Annotated in this window: 21 protein-coding genes and 1 tRNA gene; 12 read left to right on the forward strand and 10 right to left on the reverse strand. The window is 70.4% G+C overall.

Features of this window, described 5'->3' with window-relative positions:
* Positions 1-7 precede the first annotated feature (7 nt).
* Positions 8-832, forward strand: coding sequence for an aldo/keto reductase (locus E3O49_RS09795; protein ID WP_134366091.1), 825 nt, complete (start codon positions 8-10; stop codon positions 830-832).
* Positions 833-900: 68 nt separating this feature from the next.
* On the opposite strand, the gene E3O49_RS09800 is transcribed toward E3O49_RS09795, so the two are convergent.
* The gene (locus tag E3O49_RS09800) at positions 901-2,163 is read right to left on the reverse strand and encodes a PucR family transcriptional regulator (protein WP_134366092.1); all 1,263 of its coding nucleotides are present in this window, start codon (positions 2,161-2,163) and stop codon (positions 901-903) included.
* Between the two features lie 233 nt (positions 2,164-2,396).
* Between E3O49_RS09800 and E3O49_RS09805 the strand changes: the two genes are divergently transcribed.
* The 3 genes from E3O49_RS09805 to E3O49_RS09815 all read left to right on the forward strand — a co-directional run bounded on the left by E3O49_RS09805 (position 2,397) and on the right by E3O49_RS09815 (position 7,650).
* Complete coding sequence (locus E3O49_RS09805; RefSeq protein WP_241975729.1) at positions 2,397-4,187, forward strand: aldehyde dehydrogenase family protein; 1,791 nt, start codon at positions 2,397-2,399, stop codon at positions 4,185-4,187.
* Between the two features lie 89 nt (positions 4,188-4,276).
* Complete coding sequence (locus tag E3O49_RS09810) at positions 4,277-5,917, forward strand: AMP-binding protein (protein ID WP_198415996.1); 1,641 nt, start codon at positions 4,277-4,279, stop codon at positions 5,915-5,917.
* Positions 5,914-7,650, forward strand: coding sequence for a GMC family oxidoreductase (locus tag E3O49_RS09815; RefSeq protein ID WP_244285282.1), 1,737 nt, complete (start codon positions 5,914-5,916; stop codon positions 7,648-7,650). Before E3O49_RS09810 ends, E3O49_RS09815 begins: the two co-directional genes overlap by 4 nt.
* Before the next feature lie 112 nt (positions 7,651-7,762).
* Here the strand turns inward: E3O49_RS09815 and E3O49_RS09820 are convergent, their stop codons facing one another.
* The gene (locus E3O49_RS09820) at positions 7,763-8,749 is read right to left on the reverse strand and encodes an aldo/keto reductase (RefSeq protein ID WP_134366094.1); all 987 of its coding nucleotides are present in this window, start codon (positions 8,747-8,749) and stop codon (positions 7,763-7,765) included.
* A 9-nt stretch (positions 8,750-8,758) separates the two neighbouring features.
* Positions 8,759-9,625, reverse strand: a complete 867-nt coding sequence (locus tag E3O49_RS09825; RefSeq protein ID WP_134366095.1) for an alpha/beta hydrolase — start codon at positions 9,623-9,625, stop codon at positions 8,759-8,761.
* Between the two features lie 94 nt (positions 9,626-9,719).
* Between E3O49_RS09825 and E3O49_RS09830 the strand changes: the two genes are divergently transcribed.
* From E3O49_RS09830 to E3O49_RS09840, 3 genes are read left to right on the forward strand one after another with little or no spacing between them, the layout of a single operon-like run.
* Entirely contained in the window at positions 9,720-10,637 is a 918-nt protein-coding gene (locus E3O49_RS09830; RefSeq protein WP_134451434.1) for a DUF4349 domain-containing protein, read from the forward strand.
* A gap of 22 nt (positions 10,638-10,659) precedes the next feature.
* Complete coding sequence (locus E3O49_RS09835; protein ID WP_370261312.1) at positions 10,660-11,826, forward strand: acyl-CoA dehydrogenase family protein; 1,167 nt, start codon at positions 10,660-10,662, stop codon at positions 11,824-11,826.
* The gene (locus E3O49_RS09840; protein ID WP_160141078.1) at positions 11,819-13,165 is read left to right on the forward strand and encodes a threonine/serine exporter family protein; all 1,347 of its coding nucleotides are present in this window, start codon (positions 11,819-11,821) and stop codon (positions 13,163-13,165) included. Before E3O49_RS09835 ends, E3O49_RS09840 begins: the two co-directional genes overlap by 8 nt.
* 18 nt (positions 13,166-13,183) lie before the next feature.
* Here the strand turns inward: E3O49_RS09840 and E3O49_RS09845 are convergent, their stop codons facing one another.
* Positions 13,184-13,426: a hypothetical protein gene (locus E3O49_RS09845; RefSeq protein ID WP_134366098.1), complete on the reverse strand. Its 243-nt coding sequence runs from the start codon at positions 13,424-13,426 to the stop codon at positions 13,184-13,186.
* Between the two features lie 184 nt (positions 13,427-13,610).
* Here E3O49_RS09845 and E3O49_RS18820 point away from each other — a divergent pair, with 184 nt between their 5' ends.
* Entirely contained in the window at positions 13,611-13,733 is a 123-nt protein-coding gene (locus tag E3O49_RS18820; RefSeq protein ID WP_255408599.1) for a hypothetical protein, read from the forward strand.
* Between the two features lie 87 nt (positions 13,734-13,820).
* Positions 13,821-14,702, forward strand: a complete 882-nt coding sequence (locus E3O49_RS09850; RefSeq protein ID WP_134366099.1) for an alanyl-tRNA editing protein — start codon at positions 13,821-13,823, stop codon at positions 14,700-14,702.
* A 184-nt stretch (positions 14,703-14,886) separates the two neighbouring features.
* Here E3O49_RS09850 and E3O49_RS09855 read toward each other — a convergent pair.
* From E3O49_RS09855 to galU, 4 genes are all read right to left on the reverse strand, one after another.
* Positions 14,887-14,959: transfer RNA gene (locus E3O49_RS09855), tRNA-Ala, on the reverse strand.
* Positions 14,960-15,047: 88 nt separating this feature from the next.
* On the reverse strand, positions 15,048-16,049 hold the full coding sequence (locus E3O49_RS09860; protein ID WP_134409919.1) for a hypothetical protein: 1,002 nt from the start codon (positions 16,047-16,049) through the stop codon (positions 15,048-15,050).
* A 72-nt stretch (positions 16,050-16,121) separates the two neighbouring features.
* Positions 16,122-16,781 (reverse strand): GNAT family N-acetyltransferase, encoded by a 660-nt coding sequence (locus E3O49_RS09865; protein WP_134366591.1) that lies wholly within the window; start codon positions 16,779-16,781, stop codon positions 16,122-16,124.
* 79 nt (positions 16,782-16,860) lie between these two features.
* Complete coding sequence (galU, locus tag E3O49_RS09870; protein ID WP_134403311.1) at positions 16,861-17,754, reverse strand: UTP--glucose-1-phosphate uridylyltransferase GalU; 894 nt, start codon at positions 17,752-17,754, stop codon at positions 16,861-16,863.
* Between the two features lie 34 nt (positions 17,755-17,788).
* On the opposite strand from galU, the gene E3O49_RS09875 reads away from it, so the two are divergent.
* The 3 genes from E3O49_RS09875 to mscL all read left to right on the forward strand — a co-directional run bounded on the left by E3O49_RS09875 (position 17,789) and on the right by mscL (position 19,348).
* Entirely contained in the window at positions 17,789-18,367 is a 579-nt protein-coding gene (locus E3O49_RS09875) for a 5-formyltetrahydrofolate cyclo-ligase (RefSeq protein ID WP_134366593.1), read from the forward strand.
* A gap of 107 nt (positions 18,368-18,474) precedes the next feature.
* Entirely contained in the window at positions 18,475-18,849 is a 375-nt protein-coding gene (locus tag E3O49_RS09880; protein WP_134366594.1) for an FmdB family zinc ribbon protein, read from the forward strand.
* 55 nt (positions 18,850-18,904) lie between these two features.
* The gene (gene mscL, locus E3O49_RS09885; RefSeq protein ID WP_338144989.1) at positions 18,905-19,348 is read left to right on the forward strand and encodes a large conductance mechanosensitive channel protein MscL; all 444 of its coding nucleotides are present in this window, start codon (positions 18,905-18,907) and stop codon (positions 19,346-19,348) included.
* Positions 19,349-19,370: 22 nt separating this feature from the next.
* Here the strand turns inward: mscL and E3O49_RS09890 are convergent, their stop codons facing one another.
* Both E3O49_RS09890 and E3O49_RS09895 read right to left on the reverse strand, forming a co-directional pair.
* Positions 19,371-19,649, reverse strand: a complete 279-nt coding sequence (locus E3O49_RS09890; RefSeq protein WP_134366596.1) for a hypothetical protein — start codon at positions 19,647-19,649, stop codon at positions 19,371-19,373.
* A complete protein-coding gene (locus E3O49_RS09895) occupies positions 19,646-23,425 on the reverse strand; it encodes an AAA family ATPase (RefSeq protein WP_244285283.1) in 3,780 nt (1,259 codons plus the stop codon). Before E3O49_RS09895 ends, E3O49_RS09890 begins: the two co-directional genes overlap by 4 nt.
* Between the last annotated feature and the right edge of the window lie 24 nt (positions 23,426-23,449).

Raw genomic sequence — 23,449 nt, forward strand, 5'->3', positions numbered from 1 at the left:
TAGGGGGATGACGTTCTCACCTCTGCTGCGACTCAACGACGGACACCTCATCCCCCAGCTGGGCCTGGGCGTGTACAAGATCGCGGATGCCGCGGCCGCCGACGCCGTGCAGGTCGCCCTCGAGGCGGGCTACCGCCACATCGACACGGCAGCGCTCTACGAGAACGAGACCGGGGTCGGCCAGGGCATCGCGCGCTCCGGCCTGCCTCGGGAGGACGTCTTCGTCACGACCAAGGTCTGGAACGACCGTCACGGCACGGAGGAGACCCTGCGTGCCTTCGACGAGAGCCTGGCCAGGCTCGGCCTGGACTACGTCGACCTGTACCTGATCCACTGGCCCGCGCCCAGCCAGAACCGGTACGTCGAGGCCTACCGCGCGCTCGAGACGCTGCGCGCCGACGGCCGGGCCCGCTCGATCGGGGTGTCCAACTTCCACACCCACCACCTGGACCGCCTGCTGGCCGAGACGGATGTCGTTCCGGCCATCAATCAGGTGGAGCTGCACCCGTGGCTTCAGCAGTCCGCCGTGCGCGCGTACGACACGGCCCGCGGCATCCTGACCGAGGCGTGGTCGCCGCTGGCCCGCGGCCGCGCGATCGGGGACGAGACCCTCGACGGCATCGGCGCCAAATACGGCAAGTCGGCCGCGCAGGTCGTCATCCGCTGGCACCTCGAGCTGGGCACGGTCGTGATCCCGAAGTCGGTGACGCCGTCACGCATCCGGGAGAACCTGGACGTGTTCGACTTCGCCCTCGACCCGCAGGATCTGGCCGCCATCGCCGCCCTCGACTGCGGCGAGCGCACCGGCAAAGACCCCGACGACCTCGACTGAACCGTCAGCACCGGGCCGTCAGCACCGGGCCAACGACCTCGACTGACCGCGGAGACTGAGCTGGGGTCTCAGCCCGCGAGCCGCACCGCCCGGAGGGCCGCGTAGAGTTCCGCCGCCTCGATCGGCCGCGCCGTCGAACGGCCGGTCAGCTCCTCGACCCGGCCGAGCCGGTAGAGCACGGTATTGCGGTGGCAGTGCAGCCCACGGCCGGTCTCGGCCGTTGAGCCGTCGGCCGCGAACCACGCCTCGAGCGTGGCCAGCAGCAGGTCGGCATCGTGGGCGGCGAGCAGATCGCCGAACACGCACTGCTGCAGCTCGGCCGCGTAGTCCGGCTGCGTGACCAGCAGCAGGTCGAGCGGGGCGGCACCGTAGGCGTGCGCGCCGACGCCCGCCGGCGGCAGGCAGCCGACCGCCAGCCGGGCCTGGCGCAGGGCGTCCGGCGCCCCGCCGATCCCGGTGAACGGGCGACTGACGCCCACCCGGGTGGTCGCCGCGGCATCAAGGATGGCCAGCCCCGTCGCCGCGCCCGCCTCCGGCGAAGCACTGAGGATGCCCACCTGGTCACCCTGCAGCGCCGTCCACGCCGATGCCAGTCCGGCCGCCCGGAGGGTCTGCACGATGCCCGGCAGGGACGCCTCGCCCGTGCCGCTCAGCTCGGCGGCCACCAGAACGAATGTGCCGTGCTCCGGCAGCCCGAGCGTGCGCAGGGCCCGGCCCGCGTCGGCGGGCGGCGCGCTGCCATCGAGCAGGCTCAGCAACATCAGGCTCCTGGCCTGGCGGTTGCGGCGCTCCTGCGCGTCGACCACCTGCCGATAGGCCTCGGCGGCCGCACTCGAGAAGGTGTCGATCATGCCCCACACCTCCGACGAGACCAGCAGCAGGGCCTCAAAGCGCTGCGAGGCCACGGACCGTCTGACCAGCTCCTCCCAGATCTGCAGGCCGGCCAGCCGGTAGGCGTGCAGCAGGCTCGCCATCGGGATGCCATGCTCCGCCTTCACCTGTCCAGCCCGCCGCGGCGCGTCCAGGATCGACAAACCGGTTGTCACGCCGGTCTCGAGATCGATTGCCCCGTCGGTTGCCGCGCCGGTTGCCAGGCCGGGTGCCAGGCCGGGTGCTTCGCCCGCCTGCAGGGCCCGGATCAGAGCCGTGATGTTCTCGCTGACCACGGACCGGAGCAACTCGAACGGCAGCAGGCTGCTGTCCGAGTAGGCCTGTTCGGCGCCGACGATCTGGGCGCACACGGCATCCGTGAGCGTGTCGGCCGCGTCGAGCAGACCGGTGAAGAGTTCTGCCGTATCGGTGCCGGGGAGGGTTGCCTGCTGGTCAGTCATCCCTGAATCCTAGAGCGGGCAACCGGCACTTTTGTGCCGCCGCACAAGGATGCGCCCCGAACTGGCGGCGACCGCCTATGGCGCGCAGCATCGCCGCCCTACAGAGTTGACCCCAGCCAACCAGCGACGACCGTGTCCTGCGTGCTCGGGCAGACCCTGCCGGAGAACCGGACGCCCCGCCGACGGATTGTGCCGGAGACCAGTCCACCGTTCGTCACAGACCAGGGGAACCGATGACCACGACCGAGCCCATGCCCGTACCAGCACCCGCACCCGCACCCGCACCCGCTACAACCGCACCCGCACACGCCACCACCACGGCCGCCGCCGCCGAGATGTTCGCCCGGGCCGACCGGATGATCGCCGAGCTGGCCGCCGGGGAGCAGCGCTGGGCGCAGACGACCCTGCCCCAGCGGGTGGCGCTGCTCGCCGAGGTGCACGCCGCGGTCGCCGCGCAGGCCGAAGCCTGGGCCACCACCGCCAGTCGCATCAAGGGCCTCGACGCCGACTCCCCGCTCGGGGGCGAGGAATGGATCTCCGGCCCGTACCCGCTGCTCACGGCCGCCGCGACCCTGCAGCAGAGCCTGACCCGCATCAGCCGGGGCACGAGTCCGCTCGCCGGAGCCCGGTTCGGCCGCGCTCCCGGCGGCCGGGTCACCGTGCGGGTCCTCCCGCACACGGCGCACGAGGCGCTGCTGCTGCACGGGTTCACGGCCGAGGTTTGGATGCCGCCGGGCGTCACCGCCGACACCGTGCGTTCCCGGGCCGGTCTGGCCGAACTGCATCCCGAACGCACCGGTGGCATCGGGCTCGTGCTCGGGGCCGGCAACATCACCTCGATCCCGCCGTTGGACGTGCTCTACGAGCTGGTCGCCCACAACCGGGTGGTACTGCTGAAACTGAACCCCGTGCTCGAGGCCATGCTCCCCGTCTACCAGGCGGCCCTCGCGCCCCTGATCGAGCACGGCGTGCTGCGGATCCTGACCGGCGACGGCATCCTGGGCGGCTACCTGGCCCACCACCCGGGGATCGTGCACGTGCACATCACGGGCAGCGCCGCCACCCACGACGTCGTCGTCTACGGCGCCGGGCCGGCCGGCGCCGAGCGGCGGGCCGGGGGGTCTCCGCTCCTCGCCAAGCCCATCACCAGCGAACTCGGCGGAGTCGCCCCCATCATCGTTCTGCCCGGCAACTGGAGCCGCAGGGACCTGCGCTACCAGGCGGAGCATGTCGCCACCCAGCGGCTGCACAACGGGGGCTACAACTGCATCGCCGGGCAGGTCGTCGTCCTCAGCCGAGACTGGGCGCAGAAGGACGCGTTCCTGGTCGAGCTGCGGGCCGCGATCGGCCGCACCCCGGCCCGCCCGGCCTGGTACCCCGGCAGCGACGGCCGCGTCGCCAAGGCCGCCGCCGCCTACCCGGGCGCCGAGCGCCTCGGCGACGGCGGGCGTCTCCTCGTCGTCGTCGGCGCCGGAGACCCGTCGGCCATCACCGCGACCGAGACCTTCTCCCCCGTGCTCGGCGTGATCGAGCTCCCCGGAACCGGGGCCGAGTTCCTGCACGCAGCCGTCGAGACCGTCAACCGGGACTTCCTCGGCACCCTCGGCGCCAATATCATCGCGGAACCGCGCACGATCAAGAGCCTCGGCGCCGGATTCCGGGAGGCCGTGGCCCGGCTCCGCTACGGCACCATCGCCATCAACACCTGGACCGGCCTCGGGTTCCTCACCGCCGCCGCACCCTGGGGAGCCTACCCGGGGCACACCATCGACGACGTGCAGAGCGGGATCGGAATCGTGCACAACGCCCTGCTGATCGATTCCCCCGAGCGCACGGTCGTGAGCGGCCCGTTCCGCCCGTTCCCGCACTCGGTGCTGCACGGCGAGTTCGCCCTGTTCCCGAAGCCGCCGTGGTTCGTCACCTCCCGCAGCGGTGCCGCGACCGGACGCCTCCTGTCCCGGTTCGCCGCGCATCCGTCCTGGCTGCGGATGCCCCGGGTCTTCGCCTCCGCCTTCCGCGCCTGAGCCCGCGCCGCACCCGCTGCCCCCGTCCCACCTGCCCCGCCCACCTGCACATTCGTTTCACCTGCCGCCCATCAAAGGAGATAGCCGTGGTGTTCACCAGTCCGATTCCTGAGGTCGAGATTCCCGACCTCAGCGTGTTCGAGTACCTGTTCGGCGGGATCCTCGAGGCGGACCTCGACCGGGTCGCCCTGATCGACGGCCCGTCCGGCGCCGAGACCAGCTACCGCGGGCTGCTGGCCCAGATCACCGGCGTCGCCGGGGCCCTCTCCGCCCGCGGCATCGTCGCCGGCGACGTCGTGGCACTTCACTCCCCCAATGTGCCCGCGTTCGCCGCCGTCTTCCACGGCATCCTGCGCGCCGGCGCCACGGCCACCACCGTCAACGCGCTGTACACCGCCGAGGAGATCGCCGCCCAGCTGCGCGGTTCCGGGGCGCGGCTGCTGTTCACCGTCTCCCCGCTCCTACCGCAGGCGCTTCAGGCCGCCGCGAGTGCCGGACTCGGCGCCGACCAGGTGATCGTGCTCGACGGCGCGCCCGGCCACGCCTCGCTCAACGACCTGCTGCGGGAGGCACACCCGGCGCCGAGCGTCAGCATCGACCCGGGCACCCACCTGGCCGTGCTGCCGTTCTCCTCCGGCACCACCGGGCACCCCAAGGGGGTCATGCTCACCCACCGCAACCTGGTCGCGAACGTCGCCCAGTCCCTGCCCCTGATCGGCGCGACCCCCGACGACCGGGTGCTGGCCGTGCTGCCCTTCTTCCACATCTACGGCATGACGGTGCTGCTGAACATCGCGCTGGCCGGCCGGGCCGGCCTGGTCACGATGCCGCGGTTCGACCTGCCCGACTTCCTGCGCTTCATCCAGGACTACCAGGCCACCTACGTGTTCATCGCGCCGCCGATCGCGGTGGCCCTGGCGAAGCATCCGCTGGTCGCCGAGTACGACTTCTCAAGCGTGCACACCATCTTCTCCGGGGCCGCCTCACTGAACCACACCCTCGGCGCGGCCGTGGCCGAGCGGCTGGGCTGCCGGGTGCGGCAGGGCTACGGGATGAGCGAAATGAGCCCGGTCTCGCACGCCATCCCGCTGGACCGCGGCGACATCCCGCTGGACTCGGTGGGGCTGACCCTGCCGAACATCGAGTGCAAGCTGATCGACCCGGAGACCGGCGCCGAAATCCACCAGCCGGCCGAGGGCACGAGCGCGCCCGGCGAACTGCTCTGCCGGGGCCCGAACATCATGCTCGGCTACCTCGGCAACGACGCCGCCACCGCCGAGACCCTCGACGCCGACGGTTTCCTGCACACCGGCGACATCGCCACGGTCAGTTCCGACGGCTACGTCACGATCGTCGACCGGCTCAAGGAGCTGATCAAGTACAAGGGCTACCAGGTGGCCCCGGCCGAGCTCGAGGCGCTGCTGCTCGGGCATCCGTTGATCTACGACGCGGCGGTGATCGGCGTGCCGGACGACGCGGGCGAAGAGGTGCCGAAGGCGTTCGTCGTGCTCCAGCCGGATGCCGCGCTCACCGGCGACGAGGTGATGGCGTTCATCGCCGGGCAGGTGGCGCCGCACAAGAAGGTGCGCCGGGTGCAGTTCACCGGTCAGATCCCGAAGTCTTTGTCGGGCAAGATCCTGCGGAAGGACCTGCGCGCCGCGGAAGCCCTGCTCGCCGAGGAAGCACTGTCCACGTCCGACGCCCAGGCCCCCGGGAAGGTGCTCCGGTGAGCCGCGTGAATTCGAACCGGGAGAACCCCGTCGCCGAGACGTTCGACTATGTGATCGTGGGGGCCGGCTCCTCCGGATCCGCCCTCGCCGAGCGCCTCAGCGCCGACGGCACCTCGTCGGTGCTGCTCCTGGAGGCCGGCCCGGTCGACCGGAAAGCGGAGATCCACATCCCCGCGGCCTTCTCCCAGCTGTTCCGCTCCGGCCTCGACTGGAACTACGACACCGTGCCGCAGCCCGCCCTCGGCGGCCGCAGCGTCTACTGGCCGCGCGGCAAGGTGCTCGGCGGTTCCTCGTCGATGAACGCCATGATGTGGGTGCGGGGTTTCGCCGCGGACTACGACCACTGGGGCGACGTCGCCGGGCCGGACTGGTCCTGGGCCTCGCTGCTGCCCTATTTCCGCCGGGTCGAGCGGGTCGCCGGGCCGACGGATGCCGCGCACGGCCGCCGCGGTCCCGTGCGGGTGCAGCGGCAGCGCAGCTCGCGGTCCCACACCGGGGCCTTCCTCGCCGCCGCGGCCGAACTGGGCCTCACCGTCGAGGCCGCGAACGCCGCCCAGCCGGACGGGTTCAGCCAGACCATGGTCACCCAGCGCCGCGGCTCCCGGGTCAGCACCGCCGACGCCTACCTCAAACCCGCCCGGAAGCGGCGCAATCTCACGGTCCGCACCGGCGCGCACGCCACCCGGGTGCTGTTCGAGGGCACGCGCGCGATCGGGGTGGAGTACCTGCGCGGCGGCAGCCTGCGCCGGGTGCTGGCCCGCGAGGAGACCGTGCTCTCCGGCGGGGCCGTGAACACGCCCCAGCTGCTGATGCTCTCCGGCATCGGCGACGCCGACCAGCTGCGCCGGCACGGCATCGCGGTTCTCGCCCACGCACCGGAGGTCGGCGCGAACCTGCGCGACCACCTGCTCTCCGGCCTCGTCGCGGAGACCACCCGGGACACGCTCCTCACCGCGCAGAAGCCGGGTGAGATCGCGGCCTACCTGCTGCGCCGCCGGGGCATGCTCACCTCGAACGTGGCCGAGGCCTACGGCTTCATCCGCACCCGCCCCGATCTCACGCTGGCCGACATCGAGATCATCTTCGCCCCGGTCGCCTACGTCGGCGAGGGCCTCGTGCCCACGCCGGCCCACGGGCTGACCGTGGGCGCCATCCTGCTGCAGCCGAAGAGCCACGGGCGTGTCACGCTCGCCTCGGCCGACCCGCTCGAGAAGGCCCTGATCGACCCGCGCTACCTCAGCGACCCCGAGGGAGCCGACCGGGCCACGCTGCTGGCCGGGCTCTCCTGGTGCGAGCGGCTGCTGCAGGCGCCGGCACTGCACGCCGCCACGACCGGGCGGCTGATCATGCCCGTCGACAGCGCCGCGCTGAGCAGCGCCGACCGGCTGGCCCGGGCCCTCGACGACCACGCCCACACGCTGTACCACCCGGTCGGCACGGCCCGGATGGGCGCCGACCCGGCCTCGGTGGTGGACCCGGAGCTGCGCGTGCGCGGCGTCGACGGCCTCCGCGTCGCCGACGCGTCGATCATGCCGATGATCATCCGCGGTCACACCAATGCGCCCGCCATCGTGATCGGCGAGAAGGCGGCCGATCTCCTCCTCGCCGCCCGAGGCCGGTCTCGCCAGGCCTACCCCGCCCGCCGCGACGGCGCCCGCTCCGGTTCCAGTTCCGGTTCCAGTTCCAGTTCCAGTTCCGGTTCCAGTTCCAGTTCCAGTTTCGGTCAGGAGTAGCCGCAGCGACAGTGCCCGTTCCGGTCGAGAGTGACCGGCGGAACGGGCACTCTCGACCGGAAAGGTAACAGCGGCGAGGCTGCTTAGCCGGGGGCTGCTTAGCCGGGGCTGCTTACCAGCGCGGGTGGATCTGGTCGCGCAGCATCCGGTCGTAGATGTCCTGCACGCCCTCGTGGAACGCGAGGCTCAGCTCGGGGACCGAGCCGGCGGCGGCGTTGCCCTGCGCCTGTTGCACCGACCGGGCGCCGGGGATGACGGCGCTGACGCCGTCGATCTGGGCCACCCAGGCCAGCGCGGCCTGGGCCGGAGACAGGCCTTCGGGCACCAGGGCCGCGAACTCGGCCGCGGCCTTCAGGCCGGTCTCGTAGTCGACGCCCGAGAACGTCTCGCCCACGTCGAAGGCGCTGCCGTCCCGGTTGTAGTTGCGGTGGTCGTTGGCCGCGAACGTGGTCTCGCGGGTGTACTTGCCGGTGAGCAGGCCGCTCGCCAGCGGGACCCGGGCGATGATGCCGACGCCGGCGGCGCGCGCGGCGGGCACGACGGCATCCAGCGGCTTGAGCCGGAACGCGTTCAGAATGATCTGCACGGTGGCCAGTCCCGGCCGCTCGATCGCGGCGAGCGCCTGGTCGCAGGTCTCGACGCTGACCCCGTAGGCGGCGATCGCGCCCTCGGCGACGAGGGTGTCGAGGGCGTCGTAGACCAGATCGGACTCGACGACGTCGGTGGGCGGGCAGTGCAGCTGCACCAGGTGCAGGGTGTCCATCCCGAGGTTCGTGCGGGACCGGTCCGTCCAGGCCCGGAAGTTGGCCAGCGAGTAGTTCTCGGCCAGCTGGTCGACCCGGCGCCCCATCTTGGTGGCCACCGTGAGGGTGTCCTCGGCGCTGCTGCCGGCGAGGAAGCGCCCGATGATCTGCTCGCTGCGGCCGTCGCCGTAGACGTCGGCGGTGTCGAAGATCGTGACGCCCGCGTCGACGGATGCCGCGAGCACCGCGGTAGCGTCGGCCTCCGACACGTCACCCCAGTCCGCTCCCAGTTGCCAGGTGCCCAACCCGATCACGGAGACGGTTCGGCCGGTTCTTCCCAATGTGCGTGTGTCCATTCCCTCAGCCTAATCACCGGGGCCGGGACTGCGGACGGACGCGGCGGGCGCGGCCGGTTCCGACTGGTCGATCACCCCGACCAGCGCCCGGGCCAGGCGCGGCCGGATGAGGTGGTCGTTGGCGTCGACGCGGTGCATGGTGACGTGGCGCATCCGCTCGATCACCGTCATGCTGCCCGCGGCGAGGAACGCGTCGAGGGTGCCGTAGACCACGTCTACGGGCAACTGAAGACTCGCGATGTCGCTGACCAGGGTCTGGTTCTCGATGCAGTTCTCCAGCGATTTCACGAACGGCGTCCAGTTGCGCTCGGTGAGTTCGAAGATGCCTCGGGGCAGGAGCCGGGTGATGATCGCCGCGTTGGCGAGGGTGAACTCCTTGTTCAGCCGGAGGAAATCATAGGCGCGCAGGTAGGCGCTCACCCTGGCCCGCACCCAGCGGTCACCGATCTCGGCCGGAGACAGGTACACCGGCGGCCCCACCAGCACCACCCGGGACACCCGGGTGCGGCGGGACGACCGGGTGCGGGGCAGCGCCGCGAAGCGGGCCACGATCAGGCTGCCAAGGGAATGTCCCACCAGCATGAAAGGCTCCCGCAGCTTCAGCGAGCGGATCGTGGCGGCGAGCGCGTCGACGTGGTCTTCGAGCCGGTACTCGCAGCCGTCGGGGGCCGGCGACTTCCCGAAGCCGAGGATGTCCAGAGCGATCACGCGGTGGCTCCGCACGAGCAGCGGCACCACTTCGCGGAACGTCTCCGACGACGACGCGATGCCGTGCACCAGGATCACGACCGGGCCGCTCCCCTCATCCGTCGCGACGTGCAGGAGCGGCGGGCGGCGGGATCGGAGCCGTTCGGTCAGGTCCGCCCACCAGGTCATGGTTCAAGTATGGTCGGGTCGGGCGGCAACCATCGAGACTGGATCGTGATTTACGTCCGGACACCAGCACCGAGCGCAGCCTTACAGTGAGGCCATGAAGCGTTTCTCCCTGACGTGCGCGGTCGTCCTCACCGCCCTCCTCCTGGCCGGATGTACCGCGCCGGGCGCTTCAACCGGCTCCGCCCCGTCGAGCGAGGGATCCGGCTCGTCCGACCAGTCCGACCAGTCCGACCAGTCCGACCAGTCCGACCAGTCCGGCCAGACGGATCAGTCCGGCAAATCGATTCAACCCGGTGACGCCGTGGCCCCGGAGGGCAGCACGGGCAATGTCACCTCGGAGAACCGGGACGTGATCACCACCGGGTCCGTGTCCATCACCGTGGACGACCCGATCAAGTCCGCCCAGGCTGCCGTCACCATCACGGAGCAGGCCGGCGGCCGGATCGACAGCCGCACCGAGAACCCGGCCACCGACAACCAGCCGGCCAGCGCCAACCTCGCCCTGCGCATCCCGTCCGACGAGCTAGACCGCACCCTCGCCGAGCTGAAAAAACTCGGCACGGTGAATTTCGTGTCGCTCAATGCCTCGGATATCACCCAGCAGACCAAGGACCTCGATGCGCGCATCACGTCGCTGCAGACATCCGTCGATCGCCTTCTCACCCTGATGCAACAGGCCACCAGCACCACCGACCTGATCGCGATCGAGAGCGCCCTGGCCAGCCGGCAGAGCGAGCTCGAGGGCCTGCAGTCCCAGCGCGACTACCTCGCCGATCAGGTGGATTTCTCGACCATCAGCCTCGACCTGTACTCGACCGGCACGGTCGCCCCCGGCTCCCCTGACGACTTCTGGACCGGGATCCTGGCCGGCTGGAACGCCCTCGTTGCTGCCCTGGCCGCCGCGATGGTGGGCGTCGGCTTCGCCCTGCCGTGGCTGCTGGCCCTGTCCCTCGTCGCCGCGATCGTCGGCCTCGTCGTCTGGTTGTCCACGCGGAGGCGCAAGGCCGATTAGGCCGGAGGTTAGGCTGGAGTACGTGATTACGCCCGCCAGCCCTTCCCCCCTCGGCGACGAGCTCCTCCTGCGCATCCGGTCCCGCGCCGCCGGCCACGACCGGGACAACACCTTCCCCACCGACGATCTGGCCGACCTGACCGCGGCCGGTTACCTCCGAGCCCTGGTTCCGGTCGAATTCGGCGGCCTCGGCCGCAGCCTGAACGAGGTGGCTCGCGACCAGATCCGGCTCGCCGCCCATGCCCCGGCCACGGCCCTCGCCGTCAACATGCACCTGGTCTGGACCGGCGTGGCCCGCACCCTGCACGCCCGCGGCGACGACTCGCTCGCGTTCGTGCTGCACGGCGCCGCCGCCTGCGAGGTCTTCGGGTTCGGTGTGAGCGAACCAGGCAACGACCTGGTGCTGTCCGGGTCGATCACCGCGGCCTCGCCGCAGGCCGACGGTGGCTACCGGTTCACCGGCACCAAGATCTTCACGACCCTCTCCCCCGCCTGGACCCGGCTGGGCACCATGGGCCTGGACACCGAGTCCCCCGACGCGCCGAAAATCGTGTGGGCCTTCATCGACCGCACCGACCCGGGAGTCAGCCAGAAGGACGACTGGGACACCCTGGGGATGCGGGCCAGCCAGAGCCGCAGCACCGTGCTCAGCGAGGCCTCCGCCCGCCCCGACCGGGTCTTCCGCCGCCTCGACCCGGGGCCCAACCCGGACCCCCTGCTCTTCGCGATCTTCGCCAACTTCGAGATCCTGCTGGCCGCGGTCTACACCGGCATCGGCCGGCGCGCGGTCGAACTGGCCGTGGATGCCGCCGGGCGGCGCACCTCGCTGAAGAACGACGGCCGCACTCTGGCGCAGGACCCCGACATCCGCTGGCGGGTTGCGGATGCCGCGATGCTGATGGATGGCCTGTACCCGCAGGTCGACGCCCTCGCCCACGACGTGGACGCCGGCGTCGATCGCGGCCGGCAGTGGTTCCCCCTCCTGTCCGGGCTCAAGCACCGCGCCACCGAGACGGCCCGGCAGGTCGTCGACCAGGCCCTGCGGGTCAGCGGAGGTTCGTCCTACTTCGCCGGCAACGAGCTGGGCCGGTTGTACCGCGATGTGCTCGCCGGGATCTTCCACCCCTCCGACGCGGAATCCGCACACGCCACCGTGGCCGCGGCCTGGCTGGGCCCGCTCGATGTCTGACGTCACGCGCGCGATCAATGTCTTCGACAGCGCCGCCTACACCCGCTCGGTCCTCGACCTCACCATGCGGCTCGCGGAGGTCATCTTCGCGGCCGGCGCCGGCGCGGAGGACGCCACCGCCGCGATGGAGGCGATCACCCGCGCCTACGGGCTGCGGGGAACCGAGGCCAATGTCACCCACACGATCATCGCCCTCACCTACGAGGACCCGGCCACTCACGAGTCGGTCACCCGCAGCCGAAACGTCAAGTACCGTTCGCTGAACTACAGCAAGCTGACGGCGACGAGTGAGCTGATCGCCGAAATCCTCGATTCGCCACCGGATGTCGCCGAAGCCCGCAAACGGCTGGCCACCATCGTCAGCGCCAAACCCCAGGTGCCCGCGCTGTTCCGCCGCCTGGGCTGGAGCCTCGTCGGTGCCGGCGCCGGCGCGCTGATCGGCGGCGGGCCGGTGGTCTACATCGCCGCCTTCGTCGCCACCTTCTTCATCGACCTGATCACGGCGTCCCTGGAGCGGCGGCAGGTTCCCGTGTTCTACCAAAACGTGGTCGGCGGGGCGATCGGGCCGATCGTCGCGGCGATCGTGGCGCAGATCGACCCCTCGGCGAACCCGTCTCTGGTGGTCATCGCGACCATCATCATGCTTCTCGCCGGCGTCACCACCTTCGGCGCCGTGCACGACACCCTGTCCGGCTTCTACCTGACCGGGACCGCCCGCATGCTGGAGGCGCTGCTGATCACCGGCGGACTCGTCACGGGTGTGGCGGGCGGGTCGCTGCTGCTGGCCCGGTTCGGGCTGCAGTTGCAGGTCGACGCGAACCTGGCGCCGACCCTGGCCGATCTGCCGGTGCTGCTGACGGCATCCGTGGTGATCGTGATGGGGTTCGCCCTCGGCGTGCAGGTGCCCTGGCGGGCATTCTGGGTGGTCTGCCTGCTCGGCGCCGTCGCCGAGTTCTTCTATCTGGCCGGGGCGAGCGCCGGTTTCGGCCTGGTCTGGTCCTCGGCGATGAGCGCCGTGGGCGTCGGGCTGCTGGCCGCGATCGCGGCGCGGATCGTGCGCACTCCCCCGCTGGTGATCGTGGTGTCGGCCCTGGTGCCCCTGGTGCCGGGCCTGATCCTGTTCCGCGGCCTGCTGGAACTGTCCGACGGCAACATCGACGGCTTGCTCAGCATGCTCACCGCCGGCGCCGTGGCCGCGGCGCTGGCCGCCGGCGCCATCCTCGCGCAGTACGTGGTGCAGTTCGTCTGGGGTCCCGCCCGCAGGCTGCAGCGCCGGTTCGTCGGCCCGCTGATGGCGTTGCCGGTGCGGCTCGGCCGCGGTCCGGGCAAACGGATCTAGCCGGTCGGGGATGCCCGCCTAGTTGGGGACATCCGCTTCGCCCTTCTCGTCGTGCACGTCTTCGTCGAAACGGTAGGCAATCGGCTCATCGGTCACCCGGCCGATCTTGAAGCGACGTCGGGTGGTCACCCCGTCCTCCTCGATCTGGAGGACGACCTCCTGCTGGTACTTCCCATCGACGTATTCGAGTTCCCGCGGCGTGCCGGCCGCGATCACGTTGGGGCCGAAGAAGATTGCCTGGTAGGTGGCCTTGTCGCTCATCTTGAGTTCCTCTCTGCGGGGTGGAGCCGACACCGGCGGAGCGGCCCGCTCGGGTGCAGCCTACGACGGGGCCGCGAAGTTGCACAGGGGCCGGGTTCCGGCGGAACTGGAAGGTGCCCTTTCGCGGTAACCCGCGTAGGGTCGAAGTCACGGTGCCGCTGGGGCTCGGTTCGAAGGAGTACACATGGCTGACAAATCACCCAAGAAGGACGCATCCAAAAAGGTTGCCGGCAAGTCCTTGAAGGAGAAGCGTGCCGACAAGCACGCCAAGGCGAACGAAACGACCGAGAAGGCACGCAAGGCCTAGGGTCGCCTCCACGATTAAACTCAGGGTGTTGCCGCGGATGCCGCGGCAACACCCTTTTTCGTCCCGTCGTCCCGAAAGGACCTGCCGATGACCCTTCCCTCCCTGGACACCCGGGTGGACTACCCGGCCGGGTTGACCCGTCTCACCGCGACCGTGCTGCACGTCGAACCGCGTGCCGAGGGGCTGGTCACTGGACTGGTCGCCGTGTTGCTCGACGCCACCCCCGTGCACCCGGTGGATGCCGGCTGGCCTGATCAGGGGCCAGACCGGGCCGTGCTGCGCGCCGCGGCAGCCGAGTTGCCGGTGGTGGACTGTGTGGTCGGAGCGACGGACGGGACGGCGCTGTATCTGGGCCGGGACATCCCGGTGCAGAAGGGAACGGCCGGGTGGGCGTTCGTCGTGGTGCATCTGCTGTCGGGCGATGCCGCACCGGCCGAGGGGCAGATCGTCGAGGTCGAGGTCGACGCCGACTACCGCACCCGGATGTCCGCGGGCCACACCGCGTGCCACCTCGCCGCGCTCGGCCTGAACCTGGCTCTGGCCGACCGCTGGAAGAAGGAGGTGCGCGCCGACGCGCTCGGCAACCCCGACTTCGACGGCACCGCGATCGATGTGTCCCTGATCGGGGAGAACCAATCGGTCGACACCTACCGGCTCGGCAAGTCCCTGCGCAAGAAGGGGTTCATCACCGAGGGCCTGGCCGAGGCGCTGCCCGAGATCCAGGGCGCCCTGAACGCGACGCTGGCCGAGTGGGTGGCCACAGGCGCGAGCGTGCACATCGACGCTGACGGCCCGCTGCTCACCGACCGCCGGTACTGGGTCTGCGACCTGCCGGGACAGAGCGCGCGGATCCCCTGCGGCGGCACCCACGTCTCCTCCCTGGCCGAGCTCGGGGCCGTGCGCGTGGCGCTGTCCACCGCCGACGTGGAGGGCACGACCGTGCTCACGATGGCGACGTTCGTCGGCTGACCAGGAGCCGGCCGCGTCAAACCAATTCGACGGAGATACTGCTCTAAAAACACGCTTTTGCCCCGTTTGGGACGGACTTGGGCAGAATCTCCGTCGAATTCGTTACGACTGCGATCCGGCACGACCTGGAAAACAAAAATGCCCGGCTGGCCAGGGAACCTGGCTTGCCGGGCATTTCAATCGGTGGAGCTAAGGAGATTCGAACTCCTGACCTTCTCATTGCGAACGAGACGCGCTACCAACTGCGCCATAGCCCCTAACCGCTTATGCAGAATATCACGCGCGGCCGATGACTTTTGCCGCCGGGCCGTCAACGGCAGGAAAAGCCCGGAATGATTCGGCTGATCAGCCGACGGCGCGACGCCGACGCAGCACGGCGTCGAGATCGCTCATGCCGGGCGCGGTCTCCCCGACGACACCCATCGACGCGAACCTGCTGGTCGCGGCCGCGGGGGCCGCAACGGGGGCCGCAGCCGCCGACGGCCGTCTGAGCGGGGTGGCGGCCACGACCAGCTGGGCGGCCCTCCGGGCCACCTCGGCTTCGGCAGCGGCCTTGCGCAGTTCCGCTGCGGCCTCCACGGAGGCCATCGCGGTCTGGGCGACGGAGCCGCGCGAGAGATGCATCGGCAGCGGCAGCGGATGCGGCGTCCAGCTGTGGGCCGCGACCGGTGTTTCCTCGAGCTGCACGGGCTCGAACGTCTGCCCGACCCGCGACGCGGTGGCGGATTCGCCGGTTCCGACCCCGGCGGCGTGCCCCTCGTGGGCGCGCCGAGCGGTGCGGGCCAGGCGCGACAGGGCGCCGAAGGCGAGGGCAGCCAGGACGAGGCCGCTGACCAGGACCGCCCCGGTTCCGCCGGCGGCGAGGGCGAAGGCGCCGGAGACGAACAGGACCACTCCGGTCAGAAGGAACAGGGAGGTCACTGCGCGCACGCGGCGCAGGCGGCTCGCTTTGCCGGCCGCACCGGAAGCGGCGGGCCTGGCGAGCGCGGAACGGCCTGCAGCGGCCTGGGCCACGGCCGCACGCTCCGTCGCGGAACGGGCCGCGGCGGCCCGCCGGGCGGCGGCCGCGGCATCCGTCACGGCCTTGGCCTCGGCCCGGGCGTCGTCCTCGGCCTGGGCCAGGAGTTTGCGCTGGGTGACCACCGTGCGCGCGTTCGCTTCGAGGCGAACCTCCCGCGGCACTTCGGAGGTCTCGGCCAGGATACGCAGGGTCTGCTGAAGGCGCACGGCGTTCCGTTCGGTGGTCAGGTATTGTCGGCGTCGCGCCCAGGTCGGCATCAGATAGGTCACCCACAGGGCAGCGGCGACCGCGATCATGACTCCCCCGCCCAGGACCTCGCTACTCATGGTCCCTACGGTAGGAGCGCCGGGGGCTTCCGGGGATGATTACCGAGGGTGTGTCACCGAACATTCGGCGCGTCATCGGTCGGTCACGGCCAACGGATGCGCGGCCGCGGCGAGGTCGGACGGCGTCACCCGGGCTGCGTCGGGCGACACTGCGCCCGCGTGCCAGCGGTTGAGCACGCCCTGGCGCACTTCTTCCGCCACCAGCGCGAAGCAGAAGTGGTCGCGCCAGTCGCCGTTGATGTGGATGAAGCGCCGCCGCAGACCCTCGTACCGGAACCCGAGTTTCTCTACCACGCGCAGCGAGGGGCCGTTCTCCGGCCGGATGCAGATCTCCATCCGGTGCAGTCCGAGCTGGCCGAAGCAATAGTCGGTCGCCAGCGCGACGGTGGTCGGAGTGATCGACTTGCCGGCGAATTCCTGGGCCACCCAGTAGCCGATCGTGGCCGAGGACAACGATCCCCAGGTGATCGACGACACGTTCAGCTGGCCCGCCAGCCGGCCGTCGTACTCGACCAGGAACGGCAGACCGCTTCCGGCGCGGGAGTGAGCGAGGAGACTGCGGATGCTCGACCGCGTGTCGAACGACATCGGCGCGTACGGGCTCGTGGCTTCCCAGGTGCGCAGCCAGCTCCGGTTCTCCATCAGGGACCGCTCGAGCACCTTGTCGTCCCGCAACCGAATCGGTCGCAGGGTGACGGGCCCGTCATGAAGCGTCGGTATCGCGATGGCCACAGCCTGCCCGTCTCTTCATTCCAGAATGTTGTTCCCTCAATCTACCCGCTCGGCCTGCCGCCGGGGCTGCCGGTAGGCCCTAGTCGAGGGTCGCGACGAAGTCCTGGAGCCACGGCCGGAGGTCGGGGCCCAGGTCGTCGCGGTCGACGGCGAGCTGAATGATGGCCTTGATGTAGTCCAGGCGGTCACCGGTGTCGTAGCGACGTCCGCGGAAGATGACGCCGTACACGCCGCCGGTGGCATCCGGGGTCGCCGCCATCTCCTGCAGCGCGTCGGTGAGCTGGATCTCGTTGCCCTTGCCGGGCTGGGTGTGTTCGAGCACCCCGAACACCTCGGGGCGCAGCACGTACCGGCCGATGATGGCCAGGTTCGACGGGGCATCCGCCGCGTCCGGCTTCTCGACCAGTCCGGTCACCCGCACCACGTCGGGGTCATCGGTGGCCTCGACCGCGGCGGCCCCGTAGAGGTGGATCTGCGAGGGGTCGACCTCCATCAGGGCGATGATGCTCGCGTTGCGCTTGCCCTGCTCGGTCAGCATCTTCGTGAGCAGCGGGTCCCGGGAGTCGATGATGTCGTCACCGAGCAGCACGGCGAACGGCTCATTGCCCACGTGCATCTTCGCGCGCAGAACGGCGTGGCCGAGACCCAGCGGGTCGCCCTGGCGCACGTAGTGGATGTCCGCCAGCTCGGTGGCCCAGTTCACCTTCGCGAGCCGGCTCTGATCGCCCTTCTTCTCCAGGATCGCCTCGAGCTCGGTCATCCGGTCGAAGTGGTTTTCCAGGGCATTCTTGTTGCGCCCGGTGACCATCAGCACGTCGGGCAGACCAGCGGCGACCGCTTCCTCGACGACGTACTGGATCGCGGGCTTGTCAACCACCGGAAGCATCTCCTTCGGCATGGCCTTGGTGGCCGGAAGGAAGCGAGTGCCCAGACCAGCGGCGGGAATGACGGCTTTGGTAATTGATGTCCCCATGGCCCCTACGTTAGCGGCATCTAGGATGACTTGTATGGACTCCGACATCGGTCATCGAAAGCGGGCGCTCCGCGCCGAGTTGCGGGAGCGCCGCCAGAACATGACCTCGGTGGAGCGCGACGCCGCGACGGCCGGCCTCACCGCCAATCTCCAGAGCATCACGCTCGATTTGTCGGCGCGTTCGATCTCCTGCTACCTGTCCAGCCGAAACGAGCCCAACACCCGCCCGTTCGTGAACTGGGCCGAGTCCCAGGGGATCCGGGTTCTCTTCCCCGTCTCCCGTGACGACGGACTGCTCGACTGGACCGTCGGCGAAGACCAGACCGAGACCCCGGGTCTCGCGGGCGTTCCGGAACCGGCCGGCGAGTTGCTCGGCCCGATCGCGATCAACGACGTCGACCTGATCGTGGTGCCCGCCGCGGCCGTCGACGCTACCGGCCTGCGCATGGGCTGGGGCCGCGGCTACTACGACAAGACCCTCGGTTCGATGGAGAAGTGCCCGCCGGTCTACGCCGTGATCTACGACAACGAGTTCGTCGACGAGGTCCCGCGCGAGGTGCACGACCAGCCGGTGGACGGCCTGGTCACCCCGTCGCGGATCATCGCGTTCTGACCGCATGCGCCGTTGACGTGGCTTCCAGCCAACACCGGTAAAATCTAGCGAAGCCATCTATACAATCGGGGATTCGGCCAGCGGCCGGTCCCACAGCCGGAGTTCCAGTGCCTACCTATTCTTACCGTTGCACCGAGTGCGACACCGCGTTCGACATCCAGCAAGCCTTCACCGACAACACGCTCACCGAGTGCCCCACCTGTGGCGGCAAGCTGCGCAAGGTGTTCTCGTCGATCGGCGTGACCTTCAGCGGGTCCGGTTTCTACAGCAATGACTCCCGTTCGGATTCGAAGCGTTCCCTCGAGCGCTCGAGCCAGACGTCCGACAAGAAGTCAGACAAGAAATTCGAGAAGGCGTCGGGCGGCTCGTCCGACTCGAAGGCCGGCGAGAAGTCCGCGCCGGCGAAGGAGAGTTCGTCCTCCCCCGCGAAGTCGACCTCGGGCAGCACGAGCTCCGCCGCCCCGGCCGCCAAGTCTTCCTAACCACTACCACCACCTCCCCCGTCATCGCCTCACGGCGCCGGAACCTCAGCGGAGTATGACCATGATCCAGGGCTTCAAAGAATTCATCATGCGCGGCAATGTCATCGAGCTCGCCGTCGCCGTCGTCATCGGGGCCGCGTTCACCGCGGTGGTCAACGCGATCGTCAAGGGCATCTTCAACCCCCTGGTCGCAGCGATCTTCAACTCGGAGAGCCTCGCGAAAGCGATGGTGATCGGGCTTCCCGGCGGCGCTGAACTGTCATTCGGGCTGGTGCTCGCGGCGGCAATCAACTTCCTCCTGGTCGCGGCCGTGGTCTACTTCGTCTTCGTCATGCCGCTCAACCACCTGAAGCATGCCCAGGAGCGCCGCCGTCTCGCCGGCGCCCCCACCGCCGCCGAGGTGGCCGCCCCGGCGACGGAGCTCGAACTCCTGAGCGAGATCCGCGACCTGCTGGCCGCCGGCGCGACGCTCGACCGGGGCCCGAAGCACACGCTCTAGCCCCGACCGGAGCGCGCCCGCGTCACCAGTGCGGCGGGCGGTCCTGGCGCAGCCGGTCGTCGTTGACGCCGCGGGTGCCCGGTCCGGCGGGATCGACGGGCACGACCCCGCCCTCCTCGCGCAGTACCGGCGGGTGCGGATCGGGATCCGTGCCGGGAGCCGGTGTCAGTTTGGCGCGCCGGGATGTGCCGGGCTGTCTGACGACCGACTGGCGGGGCTCCGCGGATGCCGCGGCCGGCTGGTCGGCGCCGCCGTCAGCTACTCCGTGAGGACCGCCGTCAGGGCTGGCGTCAGCGGTCACGGCCGTGTCGACGGCGGGGCGGTGACGCCCGCGAGCGCGGCGACCCGCGCGGCGACAGCGTCCGGGTTGCTGAAGAGCTCGAAGCTGTGCACGCGCAGGTAGTGCCAGCCGAGGCGGCGCAGCACCTCGGGCCGGAGCCGGAGCGACTCGCGCAGGCTCGACCGGCCGACCACGGCATCCGTTTCGACGACGACGGCACGGCCGGCGTTTGATCCGGCCAGGGCCAGTTTGCCGCGGTGCCCGAGCGACACGGTCAGGCCGAACTTCTCGAGGCGACGGGCCAGGTCGACCAGCATGGCCTCGCTGGCATCGGGCACCTGGGCTTCGTGGCGGCGTGCCTCGGTCTCGCTGAGCACCTGGGACAGAGCCAGGATGCCGTGGCGCTGGCGGTCCTCGTCGATGTCCGACGGGCGGAAGCAGGAGACGATGTCCATGGCCCGCCGGGCTCGGGTCATGCCGATGGCCAGCAGCCGTTCGCCGCCGGGCTCGCCGAGCGAACCGAAGTTGGTGAGCAGGCGGCCGTGCGGGGTTCGGCCGTAGCCGATCGAGAAGATGACCCGGTCGCGGCTCTGGGCCACGGCCTGCTCGAGGGTGAGCACGGTGAACGGCTCCGCCCGGTCTTTCAGGATGAAGTCGGAGAGGTCGGTGCGCTTGGAGAACGCGGACAGCACGGCCTGGTGCACGCGCACGGAGTGCCGCGCGCTGGCCGTGATCACCATCAGGGATTCCTTGGGCCGCTTCACCGCGTGGTCCATCACCAGTTCGACGACCTTGGCGACCTCCGCGTCGACGCTCTCGACGGCGCCGCTGTCGGCGTCGGGCATGCCGTGCCCACCGGCGACGTAATTGATGGTGAGGCTGCCGTGGCCGAGGTAGCTGCCGGCCCACGGGAGGGAATCGATGCGGCCGCCGTAGAAGCGGTGGTTGACGAGCTCGGCGAGGTCCTCGCCGCCGGCCCGGTAGCTTCGGGTCAGGGTCAGCGTCGGGAGCAGCTCTCCGAGGCGGGCCAGGGCGGAGTCGGCGTGGAGGGCATCCACGTTGGTCTCCTGCACGGTGCGGTCGTCCGCGGCATCCGTGATGCCGGTTTCGAACGCGGACGGGGTCTGCGTGACCGGATCGCCGAACGCGACGATCTGCCTGCCACGACGGATGGCGCCGACGTTCTCGGCCAGGGTAGTGGCCCCGGCGTCGACGAGCAGCACGGTGTCGAAACTCATCTGGTCGTCGAAGCCCGCGACCTCGTAGGGTGAGGCGAGCCAGACCGGGGCGAGCACCCGGCCCAGGTGCGGTGCGGCCTTGTGCAGGCGGCCGGGGGTGGCCCGGTCGGCGCGGAGCAGGCGCCGCAGGTGATCGGCTTCTTCCGGCCAGTCGACGACGCCGATCTTCCAGGTCTCGGCGAGCAGCCAGGCCAGCAGCTGGCCGGTGGTCGAGGCGTGAGCCTCGTCGACCAGTTTGAAGTCGGCTTCGAGGCGGTCGAGCACCTGCGTGTTGGCGTTGAGGAGGGCCTTGTCGCCGCTGAGCATCGTCTCCAGCACCGACTGCCACCAGGCCAGTTCGAGCTCGACGGCGACGTCTTTCTCGGACACGTGCCGCTGCGACAGGTCCGTCATCAGGGGGTCGAGGTTGTGCTCGCGCAGGGTGGCGAGCAGGGCGGTGCGCTCGTGCAGGTTGGCGAGCACCTCGCTCTCGGCGGCGAGGCCGGCGACCGCGTGGATGAGTTCCTTGATCGGTCGGTTCGACAGCTGGCGGGTGGTGCCGGCCGTGCCGAGCGGAACGTCGAGGCTGGCAAGGTCTTCGGCGACGCGCTGGAAGGCGACGTGCACGTCGGAGATCCCCACCGGGACCTCCGGGGTGACGCCGGCCACGACGAAGCGCTGCCACAGGGTGCGCTGCTGCTGAATGCGGCGCAGGCTCTCGTTCATGTCGCTGACGCGCACGCCGGGACGGAGGTACTCATCGGCGAGTTTGCGCAGTCGCCGGCGGCTGGCGCCGGTCATCTCGGGCGAATCGCGGCGGGCGGCGGTCGCGGCGATCAGTTCGGCCAGCGAACGGTCGTACACGGCCGGCTGAAACTTGTCGAGCGTCTCCCGGATGTCCAGCAGCAGCCGCAGGTAGACGCCGAGCTCGGTGATCGTCTCGAACGGGCGCAGCCGCGTCTGGCCGACCAGCCCGGCGGCGCGCTCGAGCAGGCGGGGCAGTTCGACCTGGTTGACCCGTTTGGCCAGCTGGTGGGCGGCGGACGCATCCGCGGTGGAGGTGAAGGAGGCTCCGTACCAGGGCGAGTCGCCCGGGCCGTAGCGGAATTCGCCGAGCGCGGCGGCCTTGATCAGCGTCGCCGCCGCGGCGGCCCGGCCATGGGCGAGGCGCTCGAGGGCGCGCCGGTCGAGGCGGGCGGTGGTCGACGGCGGGCTCGGCAGCTGGGCCAGCCTGGCCAGCTCGCCGAGGGCATCAAGCACCGACACCCCGAGGGCCGAATCGCGGCGGGTGAGCGAAGAGCGGTAGTCGAGCAGCACCTTGCGCAGCCGCACGAGCGCGTCGTCGACGTCGCCTACCAGGGGCTGGGCGGCCTTCTCGTTGCGGGTGATTGACTGGATCAGGTCGCGCCGCAGGGTGCGCGGGGTGACGGCGACGCCGGGCAGCCCCACCTGCACCAGGCGGTGCGCGATGCCGTCGAGGCTGGACCGGCGCGCACTGACCACGAGCACGCGCTTGTGCTGCGAGATGAGCGAGCCGATCGCGTTCACGATCGTCTGGGTGCCGCCCGTGCCGGGAAGCGTCTTGACCACGAGGGAGTTGCCGGCCGCGATCTGCGCCACGACGTTCTCCTGCTCGGAGTCGGCGTCGAGCAGCAGGATGTCGGTGGCCGGAGGCCGGGAGTCCTGGCCGATCGGCACGACCGGGTTGTACGCGGTCTCGATGGCCCGGCGGGCGTTCTGGTTGCCGGCGACCGCGTCGAGCAGCGGGTGGTCCAGCCGGGCCGCGTCGGCGGAGAGCGCGCGGCCCACGTCGGCGAAGGAGGATGCGACCAGGCGCGGCACCACGTTGAACCACGGCAGGTGCGAGGTCAGGCCGCGCAACCGGTCGATCACGGGCTGCGGTTTGAAGGCGCCGTTGGTGACGGCCAGGGCCACGAACGCGTCGGCGTCCAGGGTGATCTGGAACTGGTCGTGCAGTGCGCGGGCCAGTTCGGGGTTGAGGAAGGGCTGGCCCTTGAGCTTGAGCTCGAAGTCGCGGCCGTAGCGGCGGATGGCGAGGGGGCGCAGCAGCACCGGCGCCGTGTAGTCCACGTCACCGTGGCGCCACTCGGCCAGGCCGATCGCGAGGTGCACGGACTCGATGCCGCGCATCGATCGCAGCTCGATGCCCTTCTGGGTGATCTCGCCGGCCGCGAGCCGGGCGTTGCGCAGGGCCAGCTCGTCCCGGATCAGGTTCGAGAGCAGCGTGGTCTTGCCGGTGATGAACTGCGGCAGTCCGCCCGGGTGGGTTGCGCTCAGTTCGATCCGGGTGCGGGGCCCGTCACTGAAGTGCAGGAGCGGTGAGCGTCCGCCGACTTCCGCCAGTTCGGCGCGCCAGCGCTGCCAGACCGGGTCGGCCACGTTGCCGACGACGAGGGACGGATCACCGAGGCTGACCGCGTGCGGGGCCGCCGCGTCGTGCGGGTCGGGGCTGCGTGGGTCGGAGTTGCGAGGGCCTGAGTTGCGAGGGTCGGAGGCGGCAGCATCCTGAATTTCCGACAGGATGCCGTTGTCATCTAGTTTCTTATCAAGGCGCCGCACACCGACACCCTATTTCAGTCAACT

The organism is Cryobacterium shii (assembly GCF_004402595.1).
Taxonomy (GTDB): domain Bacteria; phylum Actinomycetota; class Actinomycetes; order Actinomycetales; family Microbacteriaceae; genus Cryobacterium; species Cryobacterium shii.